18 protein-coding genes and 1 riboswitch are annotated in these 20,538 nt (G+C 70.9%); of the genes, 14 read left to right on the forward strand and 4 right to left on the reverse strand.

Features of this window, described 5'->3' with window-relative positions; translation table 11 throughout:
- Positions 1-8: 8 nt before the first annotated feature.
- Both trpD and OG729_RS29020 read left to right on the forward strand, forming a co-directional pair.
- A complete protein-coding gene (trpD, locus tag OG729_RS29015; protein ID WP_405808807.1) occupies positions 9-1,073 on the forward strand; it encodes an anthranilate phosphoribosyltransferase in 1,065 nt (354 codons plus the stop codon).
- A gap of 97 nt (positions 1,074-1,170) precedes the next feature.
- A riboswitch (SAM riboswitch) is annotated at positions 1,171-1,288 on the forward strand.
- 201 nt (positions 1,289-1,489) lie between these two features.
- The gene (locus OG729_RS29020) at positions 1,490-2,902 is read left to right on the forward strand and encodes an aminotransferase class V-fold PLP-dependent enzyme (RefSeq protein WP_360866428.1); all 1,413 of its coding nucleotides are present in this window, start codon (positions 1,490-1,492) and stop codon (positions 2,900-2,902) included.
- 81 nt (positions 2,903-2,983) lie between these two features.
- Here the strand turns inward: OG729_RS29020 and OG729_RS29025 are convergent, their stop codons facing one another.
- Positions 2,984-3,265, reverse strand: a complete 282-nt coding sequence (locus OG729_RS29025) for an Lrp/AsnC family transcriptional regulator (protein WP_277325772.1) — start codon at positions 3,263-3,265, stop codon at positions 2,984-2,986.
- Between the two features lie 74 nt (positions 3,266-3,339).
- A complete protein-coding gene (locus OG729_RS29030) occupies positions 3,340-4,068 on the reverse strand; it encodes a rhomboid family intramembrane serine protease (RefSeq protein WP_405808809.1) in 729 nt (242 codons plus the stop codon).
- 150 nt (positions 4,069-4,218) lie between these two features.
- Here OG729_RS29030 and OG729_RS29035 point away from each other — a divergent pair, with 150 nt between their 5' ends.
- From OG729_RS29035 to OG729_RS29055, 5 genes are all read left to right on the forward strand, one after another.
- Positions 4,219-4,461 (forward strand): hypothetical protein, encoded by a 243-nt coding sequence (locus tag OG729_RS29035; RefSeq protein ID WP_360867359.1) that lies wholly within the window; start codon positions 4,219-4,221, stop codon positions 4,459-4,461.
- Positions 4,462-4,496: 35 nt separating this feature from the next.
- Positions 4,497-5,858, forward strand: coding sequence for an NYN domain-containing protein (locus OG729_RS29040; protein ID WP_405808810.1), 1,362 nt, complete (start codon positions 4,497-4,499; stop codon positions 5,856-5,858).
- A 323-nt stretch (positions 5,859-6,181) separates the two neighbouring features.
- A complete protein-coding gene (locus OG729_RS29045) occupies positions 6,182-7,207 on the forward strand; it encodes an NlpC/P60 family protein (RefSeq protein ID WP_360866418.1) in 1,026 nt (341 codons plus the stop codon).
- A 173-nt stretch (positions 7,208-7,380) separates the two neighbouring features.
- Positions 7,381-8,409, forward strand: coding sequence for an NlpC/P60 family protein (locus OG729_RS29050; protein WP_360866416.1), 1,029 nt, complete (start codon positions 7,381-7,383; stop codon positions 8,407-8,409).
- A gap of 75 nt (positions 8,410-8,484) precedes the next feature.
- On the forward strand, positions 8,485-9,720 hold the full coding sequence (locus OG729_RS29055; RefSeq protein WP_405808812.1) for a hypothetical protein: 1,236 nt from the start codon (positions 8,485-8,487) through the stop codon (positions 9,718-9,720).
- A gap of 54 nt (positions 9,721-9,774) precedes the next feature.
- Here OG729_RS29055 and OG729_RS29060 read toward each other — a convergent pair whose 3' ends face one another.
- Positions 9,775-11,109 carry a glycosyltransferase 87 family protein gene (locus OG729_RS29060; protein ID WP_405808814.1) on the reverse strand — a complete coding sequence of 445 codons (1,335 nt, stop codon included), beginning with the start codon at positions 11,107-11,109 and terminating at the stop codon, positions 9,775-9,777.
- 100 nt (positions 11,110-11,209) lie between these two features.
- Between OG729_RS29060 and OG729_RS29065 the strand changes: the two genes are divergently transcribed.
- On the forward strand, positions 11,210-12,352 hold the full coding sequence (locus tag OG729_RS29065; protein WP_405808816.1) for a glycosyltransferase family 4 protein: 1,143 nt from the start codon (positions 11,210-11,212) through the stop codon (positions 12,350-12,352).
- 145 nt (positions 12,353-12,497) lie between these two features.
- On the forward strand, positions 12,498-14,135 hold the full coding sequence (locus tag OG729_RS29070) for a GMC oxidoreductase (RefSeq protein WP_405808817.1): 1,638 nt from the start codon (positions 12,498-12,500) through the stop codon (positions 14,133-14,135).
- Positions 14,136-14,148: 13 nt separating this feature from the next.
- On the opposite strand, the gene OG729_RS29075 is transcribed toward OG729_RS29070, so the two are convergent.
- Positions 14,149-15,945, reverse strand: coding sequence for an AMP-dependent synthetase/ligase (locus tag OG729_RS29075; protein WP_405808818.1), 1,797 nt, complete (start codon positions 15,943-15,945; stop codon positions 14,149-14,151).
- A 303-nt stretch (positions 15,946-16,248) separates the two neighbouring features.
- Here OG729_RS29075 and OG729_RS29080 point away from each other — a divergent pair, with 303 nt between their 5' ends.
- From OG729_RS29080 to OG729_RS29100, 5 genes are all read left to right on the forward strand, one after another.
- Positions 16,249-17,004, forward strand: a complete 756-nt coding sequence (locus OG729_RS29080; protein WP_360867357.1) for a metallophosphoesterase — start codon at positions 16,249-16,251, stop codon at positions 17,002-17,004.
- A gap of 114 nt (positions 17,005-17,118) precedes the next feature.
- The gene (locus OG729_RS29085) at positions 17,119-17,568 is read left to right on the forward strand and encodes an SRPBCC family protein (RefSeq protein ID WP_360866401.1); all 450 of its coding nucleotides are present in this window, start codon (positions 17,119-17,121) and stop codon (positions 17,566-17,568) included.
- Positions 17,568-18,914 (forward strand): ArsA-related P-loop ATPase, encoded by a 1,347-nt coding sequence (locus OG729_RS29090; RefSeq protein WP_405808820.1) that lies wholly within the window; start codon positions 17,568-17,570, stop codon positions 18,912-18,914. The genes OG729_RS29085 and OG729_RS29090 overlap by 1 nt, the downstream gene beginning before the upstream one ends.
- A gap of 76 nt (positions 18,915-18,990) precedes the next feature.
- The gene (locus OG729_RS29095) at positions 18,991-19,455 is read left to right on the forward strand and encodes a DUF5304 domain-containing protein (RefSeq protein ID WP_360866395.1); all 465 of its coding nucleotides are present in this window, start codon (positions 18,991-18,993) and stop codon (positions 19,453-19,455) included.
- Between the two features lie 66 nt (positions 19,456-19,521).
- Positions 19,522-20,463: an ROK family glucokinase gene (locus OG729_RS29100; RefSeq protein ID WP_360866392.1), complete on the forward strand. Its 942-nt coding sequence runs from the start codon at positions 19,522-19,524 to the stop codon at positions 20,461-20,463.
- Positions 20,464-20,538 lie beyond the last annotated feature (75 nt).

A 20,538-nucleotide genomic window follows, 5' to 3' on the forward strand; every position in this document is an offset into this window, starting at 1 on the left:
AGTGGACCATGAACGTTGTGACCCGTGGTGGCGGCGACAGCGTGGCGGACCTCTCCTGGCCCGTCGTGCTGAACGCCCTCCTGGAGAACCGTGACCAGAGCGCAGACGCCACGGCGTGGGCGATGGACCGCATTCTCAGCGGCGAGGCGACGAACGCACAGATCGCGGGCTTCGTGGTGGCCCTGCGGGCCAAGGGCGAGACGGTCGAGGAGATCTCCGGTCTCGTACGGACCATGTACGCGCACGCGAATCTGATCGAGGTGCCCGGGCCCAGCGTCGACATCGTCGGCACCGGCGGCGACGGCGCCAAGACCGTGAACATCTCCACGATGTCCGCGATCGTCGTCGCGGGGACGGGCGCGAAGGTCGTCAAGCACGGCAATCGTGCCGCCTCGTCGGCGAGCGGCGCATCGGACGTGCTGGAGAAGCTGGGCGTCAATCTCGAGCTGACCCCGCAGCGGGTCGTCGAGGTCGCGGACGAGGCGGGGATCACCTTCTGCTTCGCGGTGAAGTTCCACCCGGCGCTGCGGCATGTGGCTGCCGCCCGCAAGGAGTTGGGCATCCGCACCACGTTCAACTTCCTTGGCCCGCTGACCAATCCGGCGAAGGTGAAGGCTCAGGCCACCGGCGTCGCGGACGCCCGCGTGGCGCCGATCGTGGCCGGCGTGCTGGCCGAGCGCGGCTCCTCGGCGCTGGTCTTCCGAGGTGACGACGGTCTGGACGAGCTGACTACGACGGCGACGTCGCGGGTCTGGGTGGTACGGGACGGCGCCGTGCGCGAAGAGGCCTTCGATCCGCGGGACATCGGCATCGACCTGGTGCCGGTGGAGGCGCTGCGGGGCGCCGACGCCTCGTACAACGCGGATGTCGCGCGCCGGCTGCTGAGTGGTGAGACCGGGCCGGTACGGGATGCGGTGCTGCTGAACTCGGCAGCGGCGCTGGCGGCGCTGGAGCCGACGGACGGCACGCTGAACGAGCAGCTTGCGGCCGGCATGGCCAGGGCCGCCCAGTCGATCGACTCGGGTGCGGCCAGGGCGGCGCTCGAGCGCTGGGTGGCCGTCAGCAACGCCTGAGGCGTCTGTGGCGTGAGGCAAGGCGTGTGCTGGTTCCCGTCTCAGGAACTGGACCTCGCCTTGCACGCCGCGGGACGTATGGCAGGATGCTCTTCAAGGTCATGAGTGACAGCGATTAAGGCCCCGGCTCGCTGTCCGGCAACCCTCCGTCCGTGGCGGGGTGCCCCGGGTGAAGACCAGGCCGTGGGCAGCGAGGTCTGCGGCAAGCGCGGACCCCTGCAAACCCTGGGGTCCTGGTCCTCAAGGGAGCAGTCTCGTGAGCAAGCGAATGCGATAGGGCTTTTCGCCCCCACTTCAGTACGCCTCCGTACGGTCAGTTGCCGTGCGTTCGAGGCAACCCCCGCGTGCAGAGCGGCCGTTGAGGCGCCGATGCGCGGGTTCACGAAGCCATTCCGCCTTTGCCGGGAGATATCGCCATGTCCGCACGCCCGAACGCCGTTGCCGCCGCCTCTGCCCCCTCCTCCGTAGCCTCCGCCGCTGCCGACTCCGCCGACCCCGCCTGCGCGGCGCCGCTGCCGGTCCTCGGCCGCGATGTGACGGTCCCGCTCGTGACCGGCGGTGAGGTCACCTACGCCGCCCTCGACTACGCCGCGAGCGCGCCGGCGCTGCAGCGGGTGTGGGACGACGTGGCCGCGTACGCGCCGTACTACGGCAGCGTGCACCGGGGCGCCGGGTACCTCTCGCAGCTGTCCACCGACCTCTTCGAGAACAGCCGGGTCACGGTCGCCGAGTTCCTCGACTGCCGGCCCGGCGACCAGGTGATCTTCACCCGTTCGACCACGGACTCCCTCAACCTGCTGGCCCAGGCCGTGCCCGCCGACTGCCAGGTCTTCGTCTTCGAGACCGAGCACCACGCCTCGCTGCTGCCCTGGAGGGACGCGCGGGTGACGTACCTGAACGCGCCCCGCACGCCGGAGGACGCCGTCGCCACACTGGAGCGTGCCCTCGCGGGTCGTGAGCCTCACGGCCCCGCGCTGGTCTGCGTGACCGGCGCCTCCAATGTGACCGGTGAGCTGTGGCCGGTGAAGGAGCTGGCGGCCGCGGCGCATGCGCACGGCGCGCGAATCGTGCTGGACGCCGCTCAGCTGGCGCCGCACCACCCGGTCTCCGTGCAGGACCTGGACGTCGACTGGATCGCCTTCTCCGGGCACAAGCTGTACGCACCCTTCGGCTCGGGCGTTCTCGCGGGCCGCTCGGACTGGCTGCAGGACGCGGAGCCGTACCTGGCGGGCGGCGGCGCCTCGCGGAAGGTCGCGCGGCGCACGGACGGCGGTGTGGACGTCGAGTGGCACAACACGGCCGCGCGTCACGAGGCGGGATCGCCGAATGTGATCGGCGTCTACTCCATCGCGTCCGCCTGCAAGGCGCTGGTCGAGGCGGGCTTCGAGTCGCTGGTCGAGCGCGAGCAGCACCTGATCGCGAAGGTGCGGGAGGGACTTGCGGAGGTCCCCGAGGTGAAGGTCCTCTCCCTCTTCGGTGACGACGCACCGAGGGTCGGCGTCATCTCCTTCGTGGTGGAGGGCTGGAACAGCTCGCACTTCGCGGCGGCGCTCTCGGCGGAGTACGGGATCGGCGTCCGGGACGGTCTGTTCTGCGCCCACCCGCTGGTACGCACGCTGCTCGGCAGCGACCCGCAGGACCCGGGCGAGTGCGGCGCGCCGGAGGCCGAGCCGGGTGAGCGCTCGCTGAACGCGATCAGGGTGAGCTTCGGTGCGGGGACGCCGGACGAGCACGTGGAGCGTTTCGTGGGGGCGGTGAAGGAGCTGGTGCGCGACGGCGCGAAGTGGACGTACCACACGGAGGACGGCCGCTGCGTCCCGGCCGTCTGACCCGGTCCGCTGCCCTGGGCCCATGAACAAGCCCGCGCCTGCCGGCGCGGGCTTGTTGCCTGTGTGCCCCCGCCTCAGGCGCTACGCGTCCAGGCCGATGGCGAACGCCGCCTCCAGGTCGTGCTGCGAGTACGTACGGAACGCCACATGCGTGTCCGTCGCCTCCACGCCCTGGATCTTGCTGATCCGGCCGGGGATGACATCCGCAAGGTCGTCGTGCTTCGCCACCCGCACCATGGCGATCAGGTCATAGGTGCCGGTGACGGAGAAGACCTCGCTGACGCTGTCCAGCGCGGCGATCGACTCGGCGATCTCAGGGATGCGGTCCACGCTGGTCTTGATGAGCACGATCGCGGTGATCACGGCTGGCTTTCTCCCTCGGTGGCCGCTGCTTGGGCCTCAAGCCTACTGGCTGGGGGTCCCGGTGCCGCCCGGCGTCAGCCCCCTATGTCACTGCCCCCGGGAATCACGGCAGCCGTACGCCTGAATCGCCCCCAGGCGTAGAGGAACCCGATCCCGAACCCCACCAGATGCGCCAGATACGCCACCCCCGGACCGCTGCCCGCCCCTCGCGCCGCCAACCCCTGCAGAACGAACCAGAAGATCAGCACGATCCATGCGGGGAAGCGCAGCGGCAGGAAGAAGAGGAACGGGAAGAGACTGGTGACCCGGGCCTTCGGGAAGAGGTACAGGAACGCCCCGAGCACGCCCGAGATCGCCCCGGACGCTCCCACCAGGGTCTGCTCGGAGTCGGCGTTGGCCGCCGCGTAGGCGAGCAGCGCAAGGTAGCCGCAGCCCAGATAGAACAGGGCGAACTCCAGCTGCCCCATGCGCTCCTCGGCCATCGCCCCGAAGACGTAGAGGAAGAGCATGTTGCCCAGCAGATGCAGCCAACTGCCGTGGACGAAGAGGGCGGTGAGGGGAGTGAGGAGAGTGTCGGGGGAGCTGTTCAGCAGCTCGGCGGGGATCACGCCCCAGCGCTGGAAATACAGGCTCTGCGCGGTCAGCAGCGCGTCACCGGTGCCGTACACCGGGTTGACGCCCGAGACCGGGCTGATCACGAACACCGCACAGCAGACGGCGATCACTCCGTACGTCACCGCAGGTCCGGTGAGCGTGCCCCGCAGGACCGCGCTCCCGAGGCCCGCACCCCGCCAACCGATCATGGACAGAGCATGGCGTAGTGGGACTGAACGGTACAGGGTGCCTCGCCGCGGCACAGGGTACCGGCGAGGCCGTAGGGTTACGGGCAGTACACCCGCAGTTCGATGGCGCACAGCGGCACCCGCACCCGCATCATGGAAGAGGACGGCTCGATGACGACGGTTCCCATGCCGACCGCCAAGACCCGCTGGCGCTGCACGCTCTGCGGCAACCTCACCCGTTTCGACGTCACGCGCTCCTCCAAGGTCGTCGAGTACGTCCATCTGGACCTGGCCGGAGAGCCGACGGTCGAGGAACGCGAGGTGGTCAGTGAGACCATCGAGTCGGTGCGCTGCCGTTGGTGCAATGCGGTGGACCAGATCGAGCTGGTGGACAGGCCGGGCGCCGGCTCCTGAGGGAGCGGCCCGAACGGGTAGTGGGGTGACGGATCGTGGAGCAGCCTGCACACGGCGCTGAGCCGGCCGATGCGGCCGGTGACGCCGCCGAGGCGCTCGACCGCCCGCTGCCGGAGGGCGTACGGCGCCGGGTGGTGGCGCTGGTCTCGGACGCGTTCGGCGGCCTGACGGTCTCCGAACTCCCGGCCCAGCTGCGGCAGTACGCCCGGTTCACCCCGACCCGTCGGGCCAAGTTCGCGGGCAACGCGATGGCCGCGGCGCTGGAGAGCGACCCGGTCTTCCGGCAGCGCATCGCTGAGCGGCTCGGCCAGGCCCAGCCGGAGCTGTCCGCGGCGCTGGAGGCCGGATCGCCGCCCGCGGCCGCCGATCCCGTCGATGTCGCGGCTGCCGCCTATGTGCTGCGTCCCACCGGATGGGTGAAACTCGTCGCCGCCGCGGGCGAGGAGGCCCAGCGGGCGGACGCCGAGCGCGCCGACGAGGCCGGGCGACGCGAGCTGGAGCGGCTGCGCGAGGAGCTGACCGAGGCGCGCGGGCAGACCAAGAGCGAGACCGAGCGGCTGCGCACGGAGCTGGAGGCGGCCCGCAAGGAAGCCGAAGCGCTGCGCCGCAAGCTGCGCAGCGCCCAGAGCGATGTGAAGCGCGGCGAGGCCGCTCTGCGCCGTACGCACGCCGAGACCGAGACGATCAGGTCGGAGGCCGCCGCCCAGGTGTCGGCAGCCGAGAGCGAGACCCGTCGGCTCAAGGCGCGCCTCGGCGAGGCGGAGGCGGCCTTGGAGGCGAGTCGCCGGGCCGCGCGCGAGGGCCGCTCGATCGAGGACATGCGACTGCGGCTGCTGTTGGACACGGTGCTGGACGCGGCCCAGGGGCTGCGCCGTGAGCTGGCCCTGCCGCCCGCCGCCGTCCATCCCGCCGACACGGTGGACGCGGTCGAGCCGGGCCGGATGTCACCCAAGGACATCGCCGCCCGTGCGCTTTCGGAGACCGATCCGGCGCTGCTCGACCAGCTGCTCGCGCTGCCGCAGGCGCATCTGGTCGTGGACGGCTACAACGTCACCAAGACCGGCTATCCGACGATGCCGTTGGAGAAGCAGCGGCTGCGGCTGCTCGGCGGACTCTCGGTGCTCGCCGCGCAGACCGGAGCCGAGATCACCTGTGTCTTCGACGGAGCCGAGCTGGCGGCCCCGGTGCTGCTGGCGCCACCGCGTGGAGTGCGGGTGCTGTTCTCCAAGCCGGGTGTGACGGCGGACGAACTGATCCGTCAGCTGGTACGGGCGGAGCCGCCGGGCCGGCCGGTGGTGGTGGTGTCCACCGACCGCGAGGTCGCCGACGGAGTGGCGAAGGCCGGGGCCCGACCGGTCGCGTCCGCCTTGTTGCTGAAGCGGCTTTCGCGCATCTAAGTAACTCCCGTACTCAATGCCCGAATTCGACCGATGTTGACGGGACGTTGTGTCAAGTGGCCACTACTACGCGTGTGATGTGAGTAAAGAATGCGGTCGGTGAGCCAGATTTTTCTCATCAGGATTTGAACTGATCACAAGAAGGTCACTAGGGTCGGGCCTCGAACCTTCGCGCGGTTGATCGTCCAGCCGGGGCGAACAGCGAAGGAACCGCCGAATCTGTGCAGTTCAGCCCTTTTGTCCCCGGGGGATGAATGCTCAGAGCCGGGGATTCAACCCCCCACAGCCCGGTAGGCGGCTCGAGGAAGAAGGAGCTCGCCTTCGTGGCGTCCCACCGTCGACCCAAGCAGCCGAGCCGCACCCGTGTGACCGTGCTCACCGCGACCGCCGCTGCGGCCGTAGCCCTGACCTCCCAGGCCGCCCAGGCCGAGCCGAAGCCGAGCAAGAGCGAGGTCAAGGAGAAGGTCGACAAGCTCTACGAAGAGGCGGAGAAGGCCACCGAGAAGTACAACGGGGCCAAGGAGCAGCAGGAGAAGCTCGAGAAGCAGGTCGACGCTCTGCAGGACAAGGTCGCCCGCGGTCAGGACGAGCTCAACACCCTGCGCGACGGCCTCGGTTCGGTGGCGAGCGCCCAGTACCGCTCGGGCGGCATCGACCCGGCGGTGCAGCTCTTCCTCTCCTCCGACCCGGACACCTACCTCGACAAGGCCTCCGCGCTGGACCAGCTGGGCGCCAAGCAGACCGAGGCGCTGGCCGAGATCCAGGCCAAGCAGCGGACCCTCGCTCAGCAGCGCAGGGAGGCCCAGGACAAGCTCGCCGACCTGGCCGACACGCGCAAGGAGCTGGGCGCCAAGAAGAAGGAAGTCCAGTCCAAGCTCGGCGCCGCGCAGAAGCTTCTCAACACCCTTACCGCCCAGGAGCGTGCCGCGCTCTCCGCCGACGAGTCCCGGGCAAACCGTGACAACTCGCGTGCGGACCTCGGCAACTCCGTCCCCGCCTCGCAGCGTGCGGGCGCGGCCTTCGCCGCCGCCCAGAGCAAGATCGGCTCGCCGTACGTCTACGGCGCGTCCGGCCCCAGCTCCTTCGACTGCTCCGGGCTGACCTCCTGGGCGTACTCGCAGGCCGGTGTCTCCATACCCCGGACCTCGCAGTCGCAGGCCAACGCCGGCACCCGCATCTACTCGCAGAGCGGACTCCAGCAGGGCGACCTGGTCATCTTCTACGGCGACATGCACCACGTCGGCCTGTACGCGGGCAATGGCCAGGTGCTGCACGCCCCCAAGCCCGGTGCCAGCGTGCGCTACGAGTCGATCGGCAACATGCCGTTCCAGTTCGGCGTGCGCATCTGACGCCCAATCGGGCGATTTCCCGCACCCGCTGCTGACGTCACGCCCCGCCATTGACCTGTGGTCTCCGGCGGGGCGTCACTTTGCGTGCCCGGCGCGGTCTTTGGTCGCTCCGTGTTCACCCGGCTACTGTCTGCCGCGCAACATCCCTCGTACAGCGGAAGGGAGCGCGGCTCGTGACGTCCCATCGACGGCTCTCACAGTCCGGCCTCACTCAGAGTGCCCGGGTCACCGTCCTGTCCGCCGCGGCGGCAACGGCCGCCGCAGCGCTCGGGGCCGCACCGGCGAGCGCCGAACCGGGTGCCACCGCGGAGAGCACCCGGGCCACGGTCGACCGGCTCTACGAGGAGGCCGAGCAGGCCACCGAGGAGTTCAACAAGGCCGGTGAGCGCGTCGAGCGGCTGCGTGAGCAGGTGACGCAGGTGCAGGACAGTGTGGCGCGCGGCCAGGAGCGCATCAACCGGATGCGGGGGGCGCTCGGATCGGTGGCCGGCGCGCAGTACCGGTCGGGCGGCATGGACCCCGCCCTCGCCCTGCTGCTCTCCGCGGACCCGGACAGCTACCTGGACAAGGCCGCGACCCTGGACCGCATCAGCGAGCGACAGACTGCCGTGCTGCGGGATCTGCGGCGGGAGCAGCGCAGCCTCGGCCAGGAGCGGGCCGAGGCCTCCCGCGACCTCGCCGAACTGGAGCGCAGCCGGGCGGCCGTGGCCCGCCACAAACGCACCGTCGAGCGCAAACTCACCGAGGCGCAGCGGCTGCTGAACTCCCTGCCGGCCGCCGACCGCGAGGCCTTCGACCGGGTGTCGCGCGCGGGCCGGGGGCCCCTGCCCGCGCTCTCCGGCCTCGCGCCCGCCTCCGCGCGGGCGGCCGCCGCGGTGCGGGCGGCCCGCAGCGTGGTCGGCCGCCCCTATGTGTGGGGCGCCAACGGGCCGTCCGGCTTCGACTGTTCGGGGCTCACCCAGTGGTCGTACGCACAGGCGGGGGTCGGCCTGCCGCGCACCTCGCAGGCGCAGCGGTACGCGGGCAGGCAGGTCCCGCTGTCGCAGGCGCGTCCGGGAGACCTCGTGGCGTACCGCAACGACGCCAGTCATATCGGGATGTACATGGGCAACGGGCAGGTGGTGCATGCGCCCTACCCGGGCGCCGCTGTGCGCTACGACCCGGTCGGCATGATGCCGATCTCCTCGGTCACCCGCGTCTGAGCGGGGTTCCGTCCCGGGCCGCGTTCTGTTCCGGGCTGCGTTCCGTTCCGCGCCGCGTTCCGTACGATCGGCCATGTGGCAGGTCAGGGGCGCAGCACAGGGCGCCGGGCGATACGGCGTGCGGCGGGGCTGTTCCTCTCCGCCGCCCTGCTGGTGTCCGGCTGTACATCCGGCGAGGCGTCCGACACGAGCGTGCGGGACATCCGGCAGACCCTGGACGCGCGTGCGGCCGCCGTCCTGGGCCATGACGAGAGCGCTTATCTGGCCGCGCTGGCACCCGAGGCCGTGCAGCTGCGTACGGCGCAGCGCAGGGAGTTCCGCAACCTCGCGGACGTGCCACTGCGCTCCTGGGAGTACCGGCTGGGGACGGTGCAGCGGCACGGCACGCGAGCCGTCGCCGAGGCCGAGCTGCGCTACCGGATCGAGGGGTACGACACCGCCCCGGTGACCGCGCCCCGCACGCTGGAGCTCGCCGAGCGCGACGGCCGCTGGTATGTCACGGCAGAACGCGCGGGCACGGGCGGCGGCCAGCAGCTCTGGCAGCAGGGTGATGTGCAGGTGGTCCGGGGCGAGCGGAGTCTGATCCTCGCCGTCGGCCAGAACGGCGCGCGGCTGAAAGCCCTCGCGGCGACCGCCGACCGGGCCGTGCCCGCCGTGTCGGACGCCTGGACGTCTCCCTGGGCGCGCCGTGTCGTCGTCCTCGTCCCCGCCTCACTGGACGCCATGGGGAAGCTGCTCGGCGCGCCCGCTGCCGGGTACCGGGGGATAGCGGCGGTCACCACGGGCGAGACGGGTGCGGCCGGGACGGCGCCGGCGGACCGGATGATCGTCAACCCCGACGCGTACGGGGTGCTCGGTGACTTCGGCCGGAGCGTCGTCCTCACTCATGAGACCACCCATGTGGCCACCCGCGCGTACACCTCGGCGGCGACCCCGATGTGGCTCTCGGAGGGCTTCGCCGACTGGGTCGCGTACCGCGGCAGGGGCCGCACGGCCGGGCAGACCGCCCCCGAACTCCAGCGCGCGGTGGGGCGCGGCGAGGTGCCGGCCGCGCTGCCGTCCGACGCGGACTTCGCTTTCGGGTCGGACGCGGACAGGCTGGCGCGGGCGTACGAGGGAGGGTGGCTGGCCTGCGAGCTGATTGCGGCGCGCTGGGGCGAGGAGAAGCTGACGGCGTTCTACCGGGCCGTGGGGGCGGGCAAACACCGGGCGGGGGCGGTCGAGAAGGCGCTGGCCGATGGGCTGGGGACGACGCCGCAGGACTTCACGGTGCGGTGGCGGGAGTATCTGCGCGAGCGGCTGGCGGGCTGAACACGCTGCCATGGCTGTCCCGGGCGCGGCGCCCGGCCGGGCCGGGAGTCAGGGTCAGGAGGACAGCAGCGCATTGTCTCGGGTCGACTGGGCGGGCAGCAGCCGGCGGCGGCCCGGCTCGCTCACCGTCTGGCGCCACAGCCGCAGGCATGCCGTCAGCGTCGCGGCGACGAGCAGCCCGTTGCGTACGAACAGCAGCAGCACCCCCAGCGGCTCGCTCGCCACCACCTGCGAGAACCAGACGGGGAACTCCAGCAGCGAGACCCCCGTCGCGGCCAGCACCAGCCAGGCGGGCAGCGCCATCCGGCTGCCCCGGAAGACCAGGCACACAGCGGCCAGACCGACCAGCCAGATCATGTACTGGGGGCTGATCACCCGGCTCGTCGTGGTGAACAGCAGCACCGCGGCGAACGCCGCGTCGCACAGCGTGCTCGCCACGAACTTCTGCACCCGCAGCCGCCAGAGCACCAGCCAGCCGAGGGCGAGCAGGGCGAGGCCGAGGGAGAGCGTGGAGACGAGGGTGACATGGCGGCCCACGAACTCCACCGACCCGTAGTTCAGCAGCACCTGACCCTGCCAGCCGTGGTGCCGCGCCACATGGAAAACCAGTCCGCCCAGCGACTCGACCTCGGTGCCCCGCTCGCGCTGGAAGGTGAGAAAGGCCAGCGCGCCCGGCATCGCCGCGACGAGCGCAACCGCGACCGCAGCCGCCGTGCCCGCCGCGGTGGCCCAGGCGCGGCGGTTCGCCCGTACGCCCGGGACCCCCGCGAGCAGCAGCAGCGGCCAGACCTTCAGCAGCGCGCCGAAGGCCGCGAGCGCGCCCAGTGTGCGCGGATGGCGTGCGCCGGCCAGCAGCGCGGCCACGGCGACGGCCGTGACCATCAGGTCGTAGCGGGCGTACGCGGTCGGGCCGAGCAGCGGCACCCCGGCGACCCACACCCACGCTCCCCGCGGCGACTTGCCGGTCTTGCCGCCCGCGTACAGCAGCAGGCCGAAGACCAGCGAGTCACAGAGCAGGGTGAGGGCAAAGAAGGCGGAGGCGTAGCCGAGGAAGGGCAGCAGGGCGGGGGAGAGGATCGCGAGTGCCGCGGCGGGCGGGTACTGCCAGGCGACGTCGTCCATCGGATAGGTGCCGTTCTTCAGCACCTCGTACCAGCCTTCGTAGATCACCGAGACATCGGTGGTGACATCGGGGCCGGGGAGTGTCAGCACATCGAGGACGCAGAGCAGCAGCGCCGTCCTAGTGAGGATCCACACCAGGGCGGCAAGCCATGTGCCGCCCCTGCCGCTGCCGCCCGCGCCGCCCCTGCTGCCCGCGCCGCCCGCGCCCTCCGCGCCGTCACCGCCGAAGCCGCCCGTGCCGTCACCGCTCCCGCGCCCGCCCGCCATGAGCACCTCATCCCGTTTAGGCCGATTTGAGGGTCCCCATGATGCCCGGCAGGGCAGCGCAGGAGCGGTGAGGCAGGGCCGTTCGGTACTGTCGGCGACGATGCACAAGACCTTGATCGTGACCAACGACTTCCCGCCCAGGCCCGGCGGCATCCAGGCGTTCCTGCACAACATGGCGCTGCGGCTGGACCCGGATCAGCTCGTCGTCTACGCCTCCACCTGGAAGCGTGGCCGCGAGGGCGCCGAAGCGACCGCCGCATTCGACGCCGAGCAGCCGTTCACGGTCGTACGGGACCGTACGACGATGCTGCTGCCGACCCCCCGCGTCACCCGCAGGGCCACCCGGCTGCTGCGCGAGCACGGCTGTCAATCCGTGTGGTTCGGCGCGGCAGCCCCGCTCGGTCTGATGGCACCGGCGCTGCGCAAGGCCGGTGCACGGCGGCTTGTGGCCACCACGCACGGCCACGAGGCCGGCTGGGCACAGCTGCCCGTGTCCCGGCAGCTGCTGCGCCGGATCGGCGAGGGTACGGACACGATCACCTATCTCGGTGAGTACACCCGCTCGCGCATAGCCGCCGCGCTCACCCCCGACGCGGCCGGGCGCATGGTCCAACTCCCGCCCGGTGTCGACGAGAAGACCTTCCACCCGGGCTCGGGCGGGGACGCGGTCCGCGAGCGGCTCGGGCTGACCGGCCGACCGGTCGTGGTGTGCGTATCGCGGCTGGTGCCGCGCAAGGGCCAGGACACGCTGATCCAGGCGATGCCCGCGATCCTGGCCAAGGTGCCGGACGCGGTGCTCCTGATCGTCGGCGGCGGTCCGTACGAGAGGGATCTGCGGGGGCTCGCCGACGAGAGCGGCGTCGCGGGGTCCGTGCGCTTCACCGGCGCCGTGCCGTGGGAGGAACTGCCGGCGCACTTCGGCGCGGGCGACGTCTTCGCGATGCCCTGCCGCACCCGAAGGGGCGGCCTCGACGTCGAGGGCCTCGGAATCGTGTATCTGGAGGCGTCGGCGACCGGGCTCCCGGTCGTCGCAGGCGACTCGGGCGGCGCCCCCGACGCCGTACTCGACGGAGAGACGGGCTGGGTGGTCCGCGGCGGGAGTGCCGAGGAGTCGGCCGAGCGGATCGTGGCGCTGCTCGAGGACCCGGAGCTGCGGCGGCGGATGGGGGAGCGCGGCCGGGAGTGGGTCGAGGAGAAGTGGCGCTGGGATCTGCTGGCCGAGAAGCTTCGCACACTGCTCTGACCAGCCTGAAACCAGACATTTTGCTGACCTGCGTAAACCCGCGCCAGACACATCGCTGAGCTGCGTAAACCATTTTTTGATGGAGCGTCAGTTCTGAGCCGCGCGGGATATGGGCACAAGACCGAATTCCGCCCATGCTCCGGACATGACATCAAATCTGACGCGCCGTCAACTGCTGGGCATCGCCGCCCTGCAGACCGCGGCCGCGCTCGGCTTCACCCGCATCGGTCTCTCCCCGGCAGTCGCCGGGGAGGCCTCGGCCGCCGTCGAGCCCTCGGCAGCCGACTACGCCCCCGCCGTCGTGATCGGCTCCGGCTACGGCGCTGCCGTCGCCGCCCTCCGCCTCGGCGAGGCAGGCGTCCGCACCCTCGTACTGGAGATGGGCCGGCTCTGGGACACCCCGGGCCCGGACGGAAAGATCTTCTGCAGCACCGGAGCCCCCGATCAGCGCTCCATGTGGTTCCGCACCCGCACCGAGGCCCCGCTCGCCACCTTCCTCTGGCTGGATGTCGTCAACAAGAACATCAGCCCCTACCCCGGCGTACTCGACCGGGTCCGCTACACCGGCATGTCCGTCTACGTCGGACGCGGCGTCGGCGGCGGATCGCTGGTCAACGGCGGGATGGCGGTGACCCCGCTGCGTACGTACTTCTCCGAGGTGCTGCCCCAGGTCGACGCCGCCGAGATGTACGACACCTACTTCCCGCGGGCCCGCCGGATGCTCGGCGTCAACACCATCGACCCGGCCTGGTTCGAGTCCACCGAGTGGTACCGCTTCTCGCGGATCTCCCGCAAACACGCCCAGAACGCCGGCCTGAGGACCGTCTTCGTGCCGAACGTCTACGACTTCGGCCATATGCAGCGTGAAGCCGCCGGACAGGCCCCGAAGTCGGCGCTCGCCGGCGAGGTCATCTACGGCAACAACCACGGCAAGCGCAGCGTCGACAAGACCTATCTCGCGGCCGCGCTCGGCACCGGCAACGTCACCATCCAGACCATGAGCCGGGCCAGAGGCATCCGAAGGGAACCCGACGGCGGCTATGTCCTGACCGTCGACCGCACGGACATCTCGGGCAGGGTCGTCGGGACCGACGAGATCGGGTGCAGGCAGCTCTTCCTCGGCGCGGGCAGCCTCGGCAGCACCGAACTCCTGCTGCGCGCACGGGAGAAGGGCACGCTGCCCGACCTGAGCGCCGAGGTCGGCAGAGGCTGGGGCCACAACGGCAATGTGATGACCGGCCGCGCCAACCACATCTGGGACACGGTCGGGGCGAACCAGGCGACCATGCCCACCATGGGCATCGACGACTGGGCCAACCCCACGAATCCCGTCTTCGCGGAGATCGCGCCGCTGCCCATGGGATTCGAGCACTGGATCAGCCTCTATCTGGCGATCACCAAGAACCCGGAGCGCGGGACTTTCTCGTACGACTGGGCCAGCGACTCCGCAAAGCTCGACTGGACCCGGTCGCAGAATCAGCCTTCAGTCAACGCGGCCAAATCTCTCTTCGACCGCGTCAACAAGGCGAATGCCACCATTTACCGGTACGACCTCTTCGGCGGCAACAAAACCTTCGCCGACGACTTCACGTACCACCCCCTGGGCGGCTGCGTACTGGGCCGGGCCACCGACAACTACGGCCGTGCCAGGGGGTATTCGGGGCTGTACGTCACCGACGGCGCCCTGGTCCCCGGCTCGATCGGGGTCAATCCGTTCGTCACCATCACGGCTCTCGCCGAACGGAACATGACCCGGATTCTTGCCGAGGACCCCAGCGGCTGATCAGCGGCGGCACTCAGCCCCGGTAGATCGCCTCGATCTCATCGGCGAAGTCCTTCGCCACCACATTGCGCTTCAGCTTCAGCGACGGCGTGATGTGTCCCGCTTCTTCAGTGAACTGGGAGGAGAGAATGCGGAATTTCCGCACCGATTCCGCCTTGGAGACGGCCGCATTGCCGTCGTCCACCGCCCGCTGGACCTCCGCCTGCAGATCCGCGTCGTCGCGCAGCGAAGCCGCCGTCGAACCGGCCGGCTTGCCGTGGTCCGAGACCCAGCGCCCGAGGAACTCCTCGTCGATGGTGACCAGCGCGCCCACGAAGGGCCGCCCGTCGCCCACCACCATGCACTCCGCGACCAGTGCATGCGCGCGGATGCGGTCCTCGATCACTGCGGGGGCGACGTTCTTGCCGCCCGCAGTGACCAGGATCTCCTTCTTGCGGCCCGTGATCGCGAGGTAGCCGTCCTCGTCCAGGGTGCCGATGTCACCCGTGTGGAACCAGCCGTCGGCCAGCGCCTCCGCGGTCGCGGCCTCGTTGTTCCAGTACCCCTGGAAGACATGCTCGCCGTGCAGCAGCACCTCGCCGTCGTCCGCGATCCGCACCACCGAGCCCGGCAGCGGCTGACCGACCGTGCCGATCTTCTGCCGGTCCCACGGGTTGAACGCGGTCGCCGCACACGACTCGGTGAGGCCGTAGCCCTCCAGCACCGTGAAGCCGATGCCGCGGAAGAAGTGGCCGAGCCGCTCGCCCAGCGGAGCGCCGCCGGAGATCGCGTACTCGCCGCGCCCGCCCAGCACTGCGCGGAGCTTGCTGTAGACGAGCCTGTCGAAGACCTTGTGCTTGATCCTGAGGCCGACCGACGGGCCTTCGGGGGTGCCGATCGCCTTGCTGTACGCGATCGCCGTGTCCGTGGCCTTGTCGAAGATCTTGCCCTTGCCGTCCGCCTGGGCCTTCGCCCGCGCCGAGTTGTAGACCTTCTCGAAGACGCGCGGCACACCGAGGATCAACGTCGGCCGGAAGGAGGCCAGTTCATCGGTGAGGTTCTTGATGTCCGAAACACAGCCGAGCTTGATCGGCGCCATCGCCGGCGCGAGCGCGACCATGCGGCCGAAGACGTGCGCGGCAGGGAGGAAGAGCAGCACGGAACTCTCGCCCGTGCGGAACAGCGGCTTGAGGCGCTCGACGAGATTGCCGCACTCCGCGAAGAAGCTGCGGTGCGTCAGCACGCAGCCCTTGGGGCGGCCGGTGGTGCCCGAGGTGTAGACGATCGTCGCCGGGTCGTCCGCCTTGGCGGCGGCGCTGCGCGCGTCGACCGTCTCTTCGCTGACCTCGGCGCCGGCCGCGGTCAGCTCCTCGACCGCGCCCTTGTCGATCTGCCAGACACTGCGCAGAGCGGGGAGCCGGTCCCGTACCGACTCCACGGCTGCGGCGTGCCCGTCGCTCTCCACGATCACCGCGACCGCGCCGGAGTCGCCGAGGATCCACGAGACCTGCTCGGCCGAGCTGGTCTCGTACACCGGGACGGTGACGGCGCCCGCGCTCCAGATCGCGAAGTCCAGCTGCACCCACTCGTAACGGGTGCGCGACATCAGGGCGACCCGGTCGCCGGGCTGGATGCCCGCGGTGATCAGGCCCTTGGCGGCGGCGCGCACCTCCGCAAGGAACTGCGTGGCGGTGACGTCCGTCCAGACGCCCGCCACCTTTCTGCCCATGACGGCTACATCAGGATGCTGAGCGGCATTGCGGCGGATCAGATCCGTCAGATTGCCGTCCGAAGGGACCTCGTACAGGGCCGGAAGGCTGAACTCGCGCAAGACTGCTGCTCCTCATCAGGCGCCGGCGCCACGGCTCTGTGTGATGCACCGGCTGCGGTCCAAGATCGGGCAGGTGCTCGTTGGAGGCGAGCACGACTGGACTGCCCGGACGTTACCCACCAGTACTCGGTTCCGGATAGGGGGTTCCGGCCAGATGTTCGCTGCGTCACATGTGTGTGGCATCGCTTCGCGCAGAGTAGTCCACACCCGTGACGCCTCGGTAGAACGGCTGGTCCGTCCCCCACTACCCAGCCGCAACTCCGTCGTCCTAGGGTGATCGTCATGCGAGGCATGCGAGTCAATGTGGTCAGTGACGTGCACGGCAACGCCAAGGATCTCGCCATGGCGGGTGACGGTGCCGACGCGCTCATCTGCCTCGGCGACCTCGTCCTCTTTCTCGACTACGCCGACCACTCGCGCGGCATCTTCCCCGATCTCTTCGGCGTCGAGAACGCCGACCTGATCGTGGAACTGCGCACGGCCCGCCGCTTCGACGAGGCCCGCGAGCTGGGGCGCAGGCTCTGGGGTGAGCTACGGACGGACCGGGAGAGCGCGATCGAGTCGGCCGTACGGCGCCAGTACGCCGAGTTGTTCGCGGCCTTCCCCACTCCTACCTATGCCACCTACGGCAATGTCGACATGCCGGCCCTCTGGCCGGAGTACGCGCGCCCGGGCACCACCGTTCTCGACGGCGAGCGTGTCGAAATCGGCGGGCTTGTCTTCGGCTTCGTCGGCGGCGGACTGCGCAGCCCTATGAACACGCCCTACGAGATCTCCGACGAGGAGTACGCGGCCAAGGTCGAGGCGCTCGGGGACGTCGATGTGCTCTGCTCGCACATCCCGCCGGAGGTGCCCGAGTTGACCTACGACACCGTCGCGCGCCGCTTCGAGCGCGGCAGCAGCGCACTGCTCGACGCCATCCACCGGATCCGCCCCCGGTACGCGCTTTTCGGCCATGTCCACCAGCCGCTCGCCCAGCGGATGCGCGTCGGCCGGACGGAGTGCGTGAACGTCGGGCATTTCGCCTCGACCGGTCGCCCCTGGGCGCTGGAGTGGTGACGTACGGGTCCGCAGTGGTGACCCACCGGCCCTGGGGTGGTTGACCAGCCGGGGCGCGATAGCCTGCACACCACACCACCCCCGGTCCGTACCGCACTGTGAGGAGCCGCAGCGATGGCGGAACACACCAGCTCGAGCATCACGATCGAGGCGGCGCCGGCCGACGTGATGGGCGTGATCTCCGACTTCGCCCGCTACCCGGAGTGGACGGGTGAGGTGAAGGAGGCCGAGGTGCTCGCCACCGACGCCAAGGGCCGCGCCGAGCAGGTCCGGCTGGTGCTCGACGCCGGCGCGATCAAGGACGACCACACCCTCGCGTACACCTGGAACGGCGACAACGAGGTCAGCTGGACGCTCGTCAAGTCCCAGATGCTGCGCACCATCGACGGCTCGTACAGCCTCAAGGCCGTCGGCGGTGGCGACCGCACCGAGGTCACCTACCAGCTGACCGTCGACGTCAAGATCCCCATGCTCGGCATGATCAAGCGCAAGGCCGAGAAGGTCATCATCGACCGCGCCCTGGCCGGTCTGAAGAAGCGCGTCGAGAGCGCGCCCACCGCCTGATGCGCAAGGTCCTCGTCACCGGCCTCGGCGGCGCGGGCCGTACCACCGTCGCCGCTGCCACCGCGCTCGCCGCGGCCGGGCGCGGCAGGCGCACGCTGCTGCTCTGTGCCGAACCCGGCGACATTCTCGGCACGCCCGTCACCGGCCGGCCGGGCGATCCGGCGCAGCTCACGGATGGGCTGTGGGCCGAGCGCGTCGACTCCGCGGCCGACTTCCGGGCCGAGTTCCTCTCGCTCCAGGAGCGCAGCGGCGCCGCGCTCGATCTGCTGGGCGCGGCCCGGCTGGAGGACGAGGAGCTGACCGAGCTTCCCGGCAGCGACCAGTACGCGCTGCTGCGCGCCCTGAAGACCGCCGCCGACGGCGACTGGGACGTGGTCGTCGTCGATATGCCGCCGCTGCGCGAGACCATCGCCCTGCTTGCCCTGCCCGAGCAGCTGCGGCGCTATCTGCGCCGACTGCTGCCGCCGGAACGGCAGGTTGCCCGCGCGCTGCGCCCGATGCTCGCCCAGCTCGCCGGCGTGCCGGTGCCCGCGCAGTGGCTGTACGAGACCGCGGCCCGCTGGGACGCCGAACTGGCCGCTGTCCAGACGGTGATCGAATCCAGCAACACGACCCTGCGGGTGGTCGCCGAGCCCTCGCCCGCGGCCGCCGACGCCCTGTCCGCCGCTCGCCCCGGGCTCGCACTGCACGGACTGCGGGTCGACACCCTCGTACCGAACCGGATCCTGCCGCGGGACTCCGCCGACACCTGGCTCGCGACCCTCTCTGCCCAGCAGGAGAAGTGCCTGCGCGAGTGGTACGAGCTGTGGGTGCCCGAGGTCTCGCTCTGCGAAGTGGCCCACCTCGGCCGGGACCCGCGCGGCCTGGACGACCTCACGCTCCTCGACACCGGTTCGTCCTGCACCACCTTCGAGCAGGCGGGCACCGGCGGCGGCCTTTTCGCGGGCGACGGGCTCGCGGTCGAACTCGACTGGGACCGCGAGCGGCGGGCCGCCGACCCCTGGGCGGTGGACGACCCGGCCGCGGACGGTGGTTTTGACGCACTGCTGCGCGGCCCCGCGGGTGCCGGACCGGCGGGCGCGGGCAGCGCCTGGCAGCCGGTCGAGGACCGGCGCGATCAGGACGGGGTCCTCGTCTGGGGGCTGCGGCTGCCAGGCGCCGTCAAGGAGGACGTCGGGCTTGTCCGCCGTGGGGACGAACTGCTGCTCACCGTGGGCCCGTTCCGCAGGATCGTTCCGCTGCCGTCCGTACTGCGCCGCTGCACAGTGTCGGGCGCCGGACTCACCGACGAGGTGCTGCGGGTCCGCTTCACTCCGGACCCCGAGCTGTGGCCGCGGGCACGCTGAACGCCCTGCCCCCATTCGGGTAACGTCGAGCGTACGAACCGGAAGTTCCGCCACCGCCGCTGTGCAGGAGTACGCCATGAGTGATGCCACCGAGCGTCCCGTCGACGACGACGCCTGGGCCAGGGCGTGCGCCGAGGACCTGGAGGCCGAGAAGGCCCGCCGCCGCGCCCAGTACGGGCCGCCGCCCGGCTCCGCCGCGGAGGAGCTGCGCAAGCTGCTCGACGCGGTCGCCGACAAGGTCGCCTCGTTCCAGAGCTCCGTTCCCGGCCTGGCCGCGCAGAGCGCCGTTCAGCAGCTGGTCAACCAGGCGAAATCGGCCGTCGAGCCGGTCATCGAACGCAACCCACAGGTCTTCGACCACCTCGCCGCGGCGGGCGGCGAGCTGCTCGCCGCTTATCGATCGGCCGTCGAGGGCCATGAGCGACGCTGGGCACAGCGGCCGTACGACCCGAGCGGGACCAAGGGCACGGCGGCCGCCGAGGACGACACGGACCCCCGCGACGAGGGCCCCGGGGCGAGCGAGCACATCGACCTGGACTGACAAAGGCGGTGCCCGCCCTCGGGTACGGTTGGCCGTAGCGGGGCTCGACCGAAAACTGAGGGACACATGGGACTCACCATCGGCGTCGACATCGGCGGCACGAAGATCGCGGCCGGCGTGGTCGACGAAGAGGGCACCATCATCGAGACGCACACGGTGCCCACCCCGTCGACCCCGCAAGGCATCGTCGACGCGATCTGCTCCGCCGTGGCCGGGGCCGGCGAGGGGCACGACATCGAGGCCGTCGGCATCGGCGCCGCCGGATACGTCGACGACAAGCGCGCGACCGTGCTGTTCGCGCCGAACATTCACTGGCGGCACGAGCCGCTGAAGGACAAGGTCGAGCAGCGCGTAGGCCTCCCGGTGGTCGTCGAGAACGACGCGAACGCGGCGGCCTGGGGCGAGTACCGCTTCGGCGCGGGCCAGGGCCACGAGGACGTCATCTGCATCACCCTCGGCACGGGGCTCGGCGGCGGCATCATCATCGGCAACAAGCTGCGCCGCGGACGCTTCGGCGTGGCCGCGGAGTTCGGCCACATCCGGGTGGTCCCCGACGGTCTGCTGTGCGGCTGCGGCAGCCAGGGCTGCTGGGAGCAGTACGCCTCCGGGCGCGCCCTCGTGCGCTACGCGAAACAGCGCGCCAATGCCGCCCCGGAGAACGCCGAGGTGCTCCTCTCGCTGGGCGACGGCACGGTCGAGGGCATCGAGGGCAAGCACGTCAGCGCGGCGGCGCGGCAGGGCGACCCGGTCGCGGTCGACTCCTTCCGCGAACTGGCGCGCTGGGCGGGCGCGGGTCTGGCCGATCTGGCCTCGCTCTTCGACCCGTCGGCGTTCATCGTGGGCGGCGGCGTCTCGGACGAGGGCGAGCTGGTCCTGGACCCGATTCGCAAGTCCTTCCGGCGCTGGCTGATCGGTGGCCGGTACCGGCCGCACGCGCAGGTGCTGGCGGCGCAACTGGGCGGCAGGGCGGGCCTGGTGGGCGCGGCGGACCTGGCGCGGCAGGGCTGAGCTCTTCGTCCTCGATCGCCGGACGGGTTTGATGTTCCGGCGATCGAGGGCGTTCCCCCGGAAGGGCGTACGGGG

It is taken from the genome of Streptomyces sp. NBC_00210 (assembly GCF_045160975.1).
GTDB lineage: Bacteria > Actinomycetota > Actinomycetes > Streptomycetales > Streptomycetaceae > Streptomyces.

Excerpts from the sequence above, each read along its gene's own strand:
- trpD (WP_405808807.1), top strand. The coding sequence starts at position 9 with ATGAACGTTGTGACCCGTGGTGGCGGCGACAGCGTGGCGGACCTCTCC.
- OG729_RS29020 (WP_360866428.1), top strand. The coding sequence starts at position 1,490 with ATGTCCGCACGCCCGAACGCCGTTGCCGCCGCCTCTGCCCCCTCCTCC.
- OG729_RS29030 (WP_405808809.1), bottom strand. The coding sequence starts at position 4,068 with ATGATCGGTTGGCGGGGTGCGGGCCTCGGGAGCGCGGTCCTGCGGGGC.
- OG729_RS29035 (WP_360867359.1), top strand. The coding sequence starts at position 4,219 with ATGACGACGGTTCCCATGCCGACCGCCAAGACCCGCTGGCGCTGCACG.
- OG729_RS29060 (WP_405808814.1), bottom strand. The coding sequence starts at position 11,109 with ATGGCGGGCGGGCGCGGGAGCGGTGACGGCACGGGCGGCTTCGGCGGT.
- OG729_RS29065 (WP_405808816.1), top strand. The coding sequence starts at position 11,210 with ATGCACAAGACCTTGATCGTGACCAACGACTTCCCGCCCAGGCCCGGC.
- OG729_RS29070 (WP_405808817.1), top strand. The coding sequence starts at position 12,498 with ATGACATCAAATCTGACGCGCCGTCAACTGCTGGGCATCGCCGCCCTG.
- OG729_RS29085 (WP_360866401.1), top strand. The coding sequence starts at position 17,119 with ATGGCGGAACACACCAGCTCGAGCATCACGATCGAGGCGGCGCCGGCC.
- OG729_RS29090 (WP_405808820.1), top strand. The coding sequence starts at position 17,568 with ATGCGCAAGGTCCTCGTCACCGGCCTCGGCGGCGCGGGCCGTACCACC.
- OG729_RS29095 (WP_360866395.1), top strand. The coding sequence starts at position 18,991 with ATGAGTGATGCCACCGAGCGTCCCGTCGACGACGACGCCTGGGCCAGG.
- OG729_RS29100 (WP_360866392.1), top strand. The coding sequence starts at position 19,522 with ATGGGACTCACCATCGGCGTCGACATCGGCGGCACGAAGATCGCGGCC.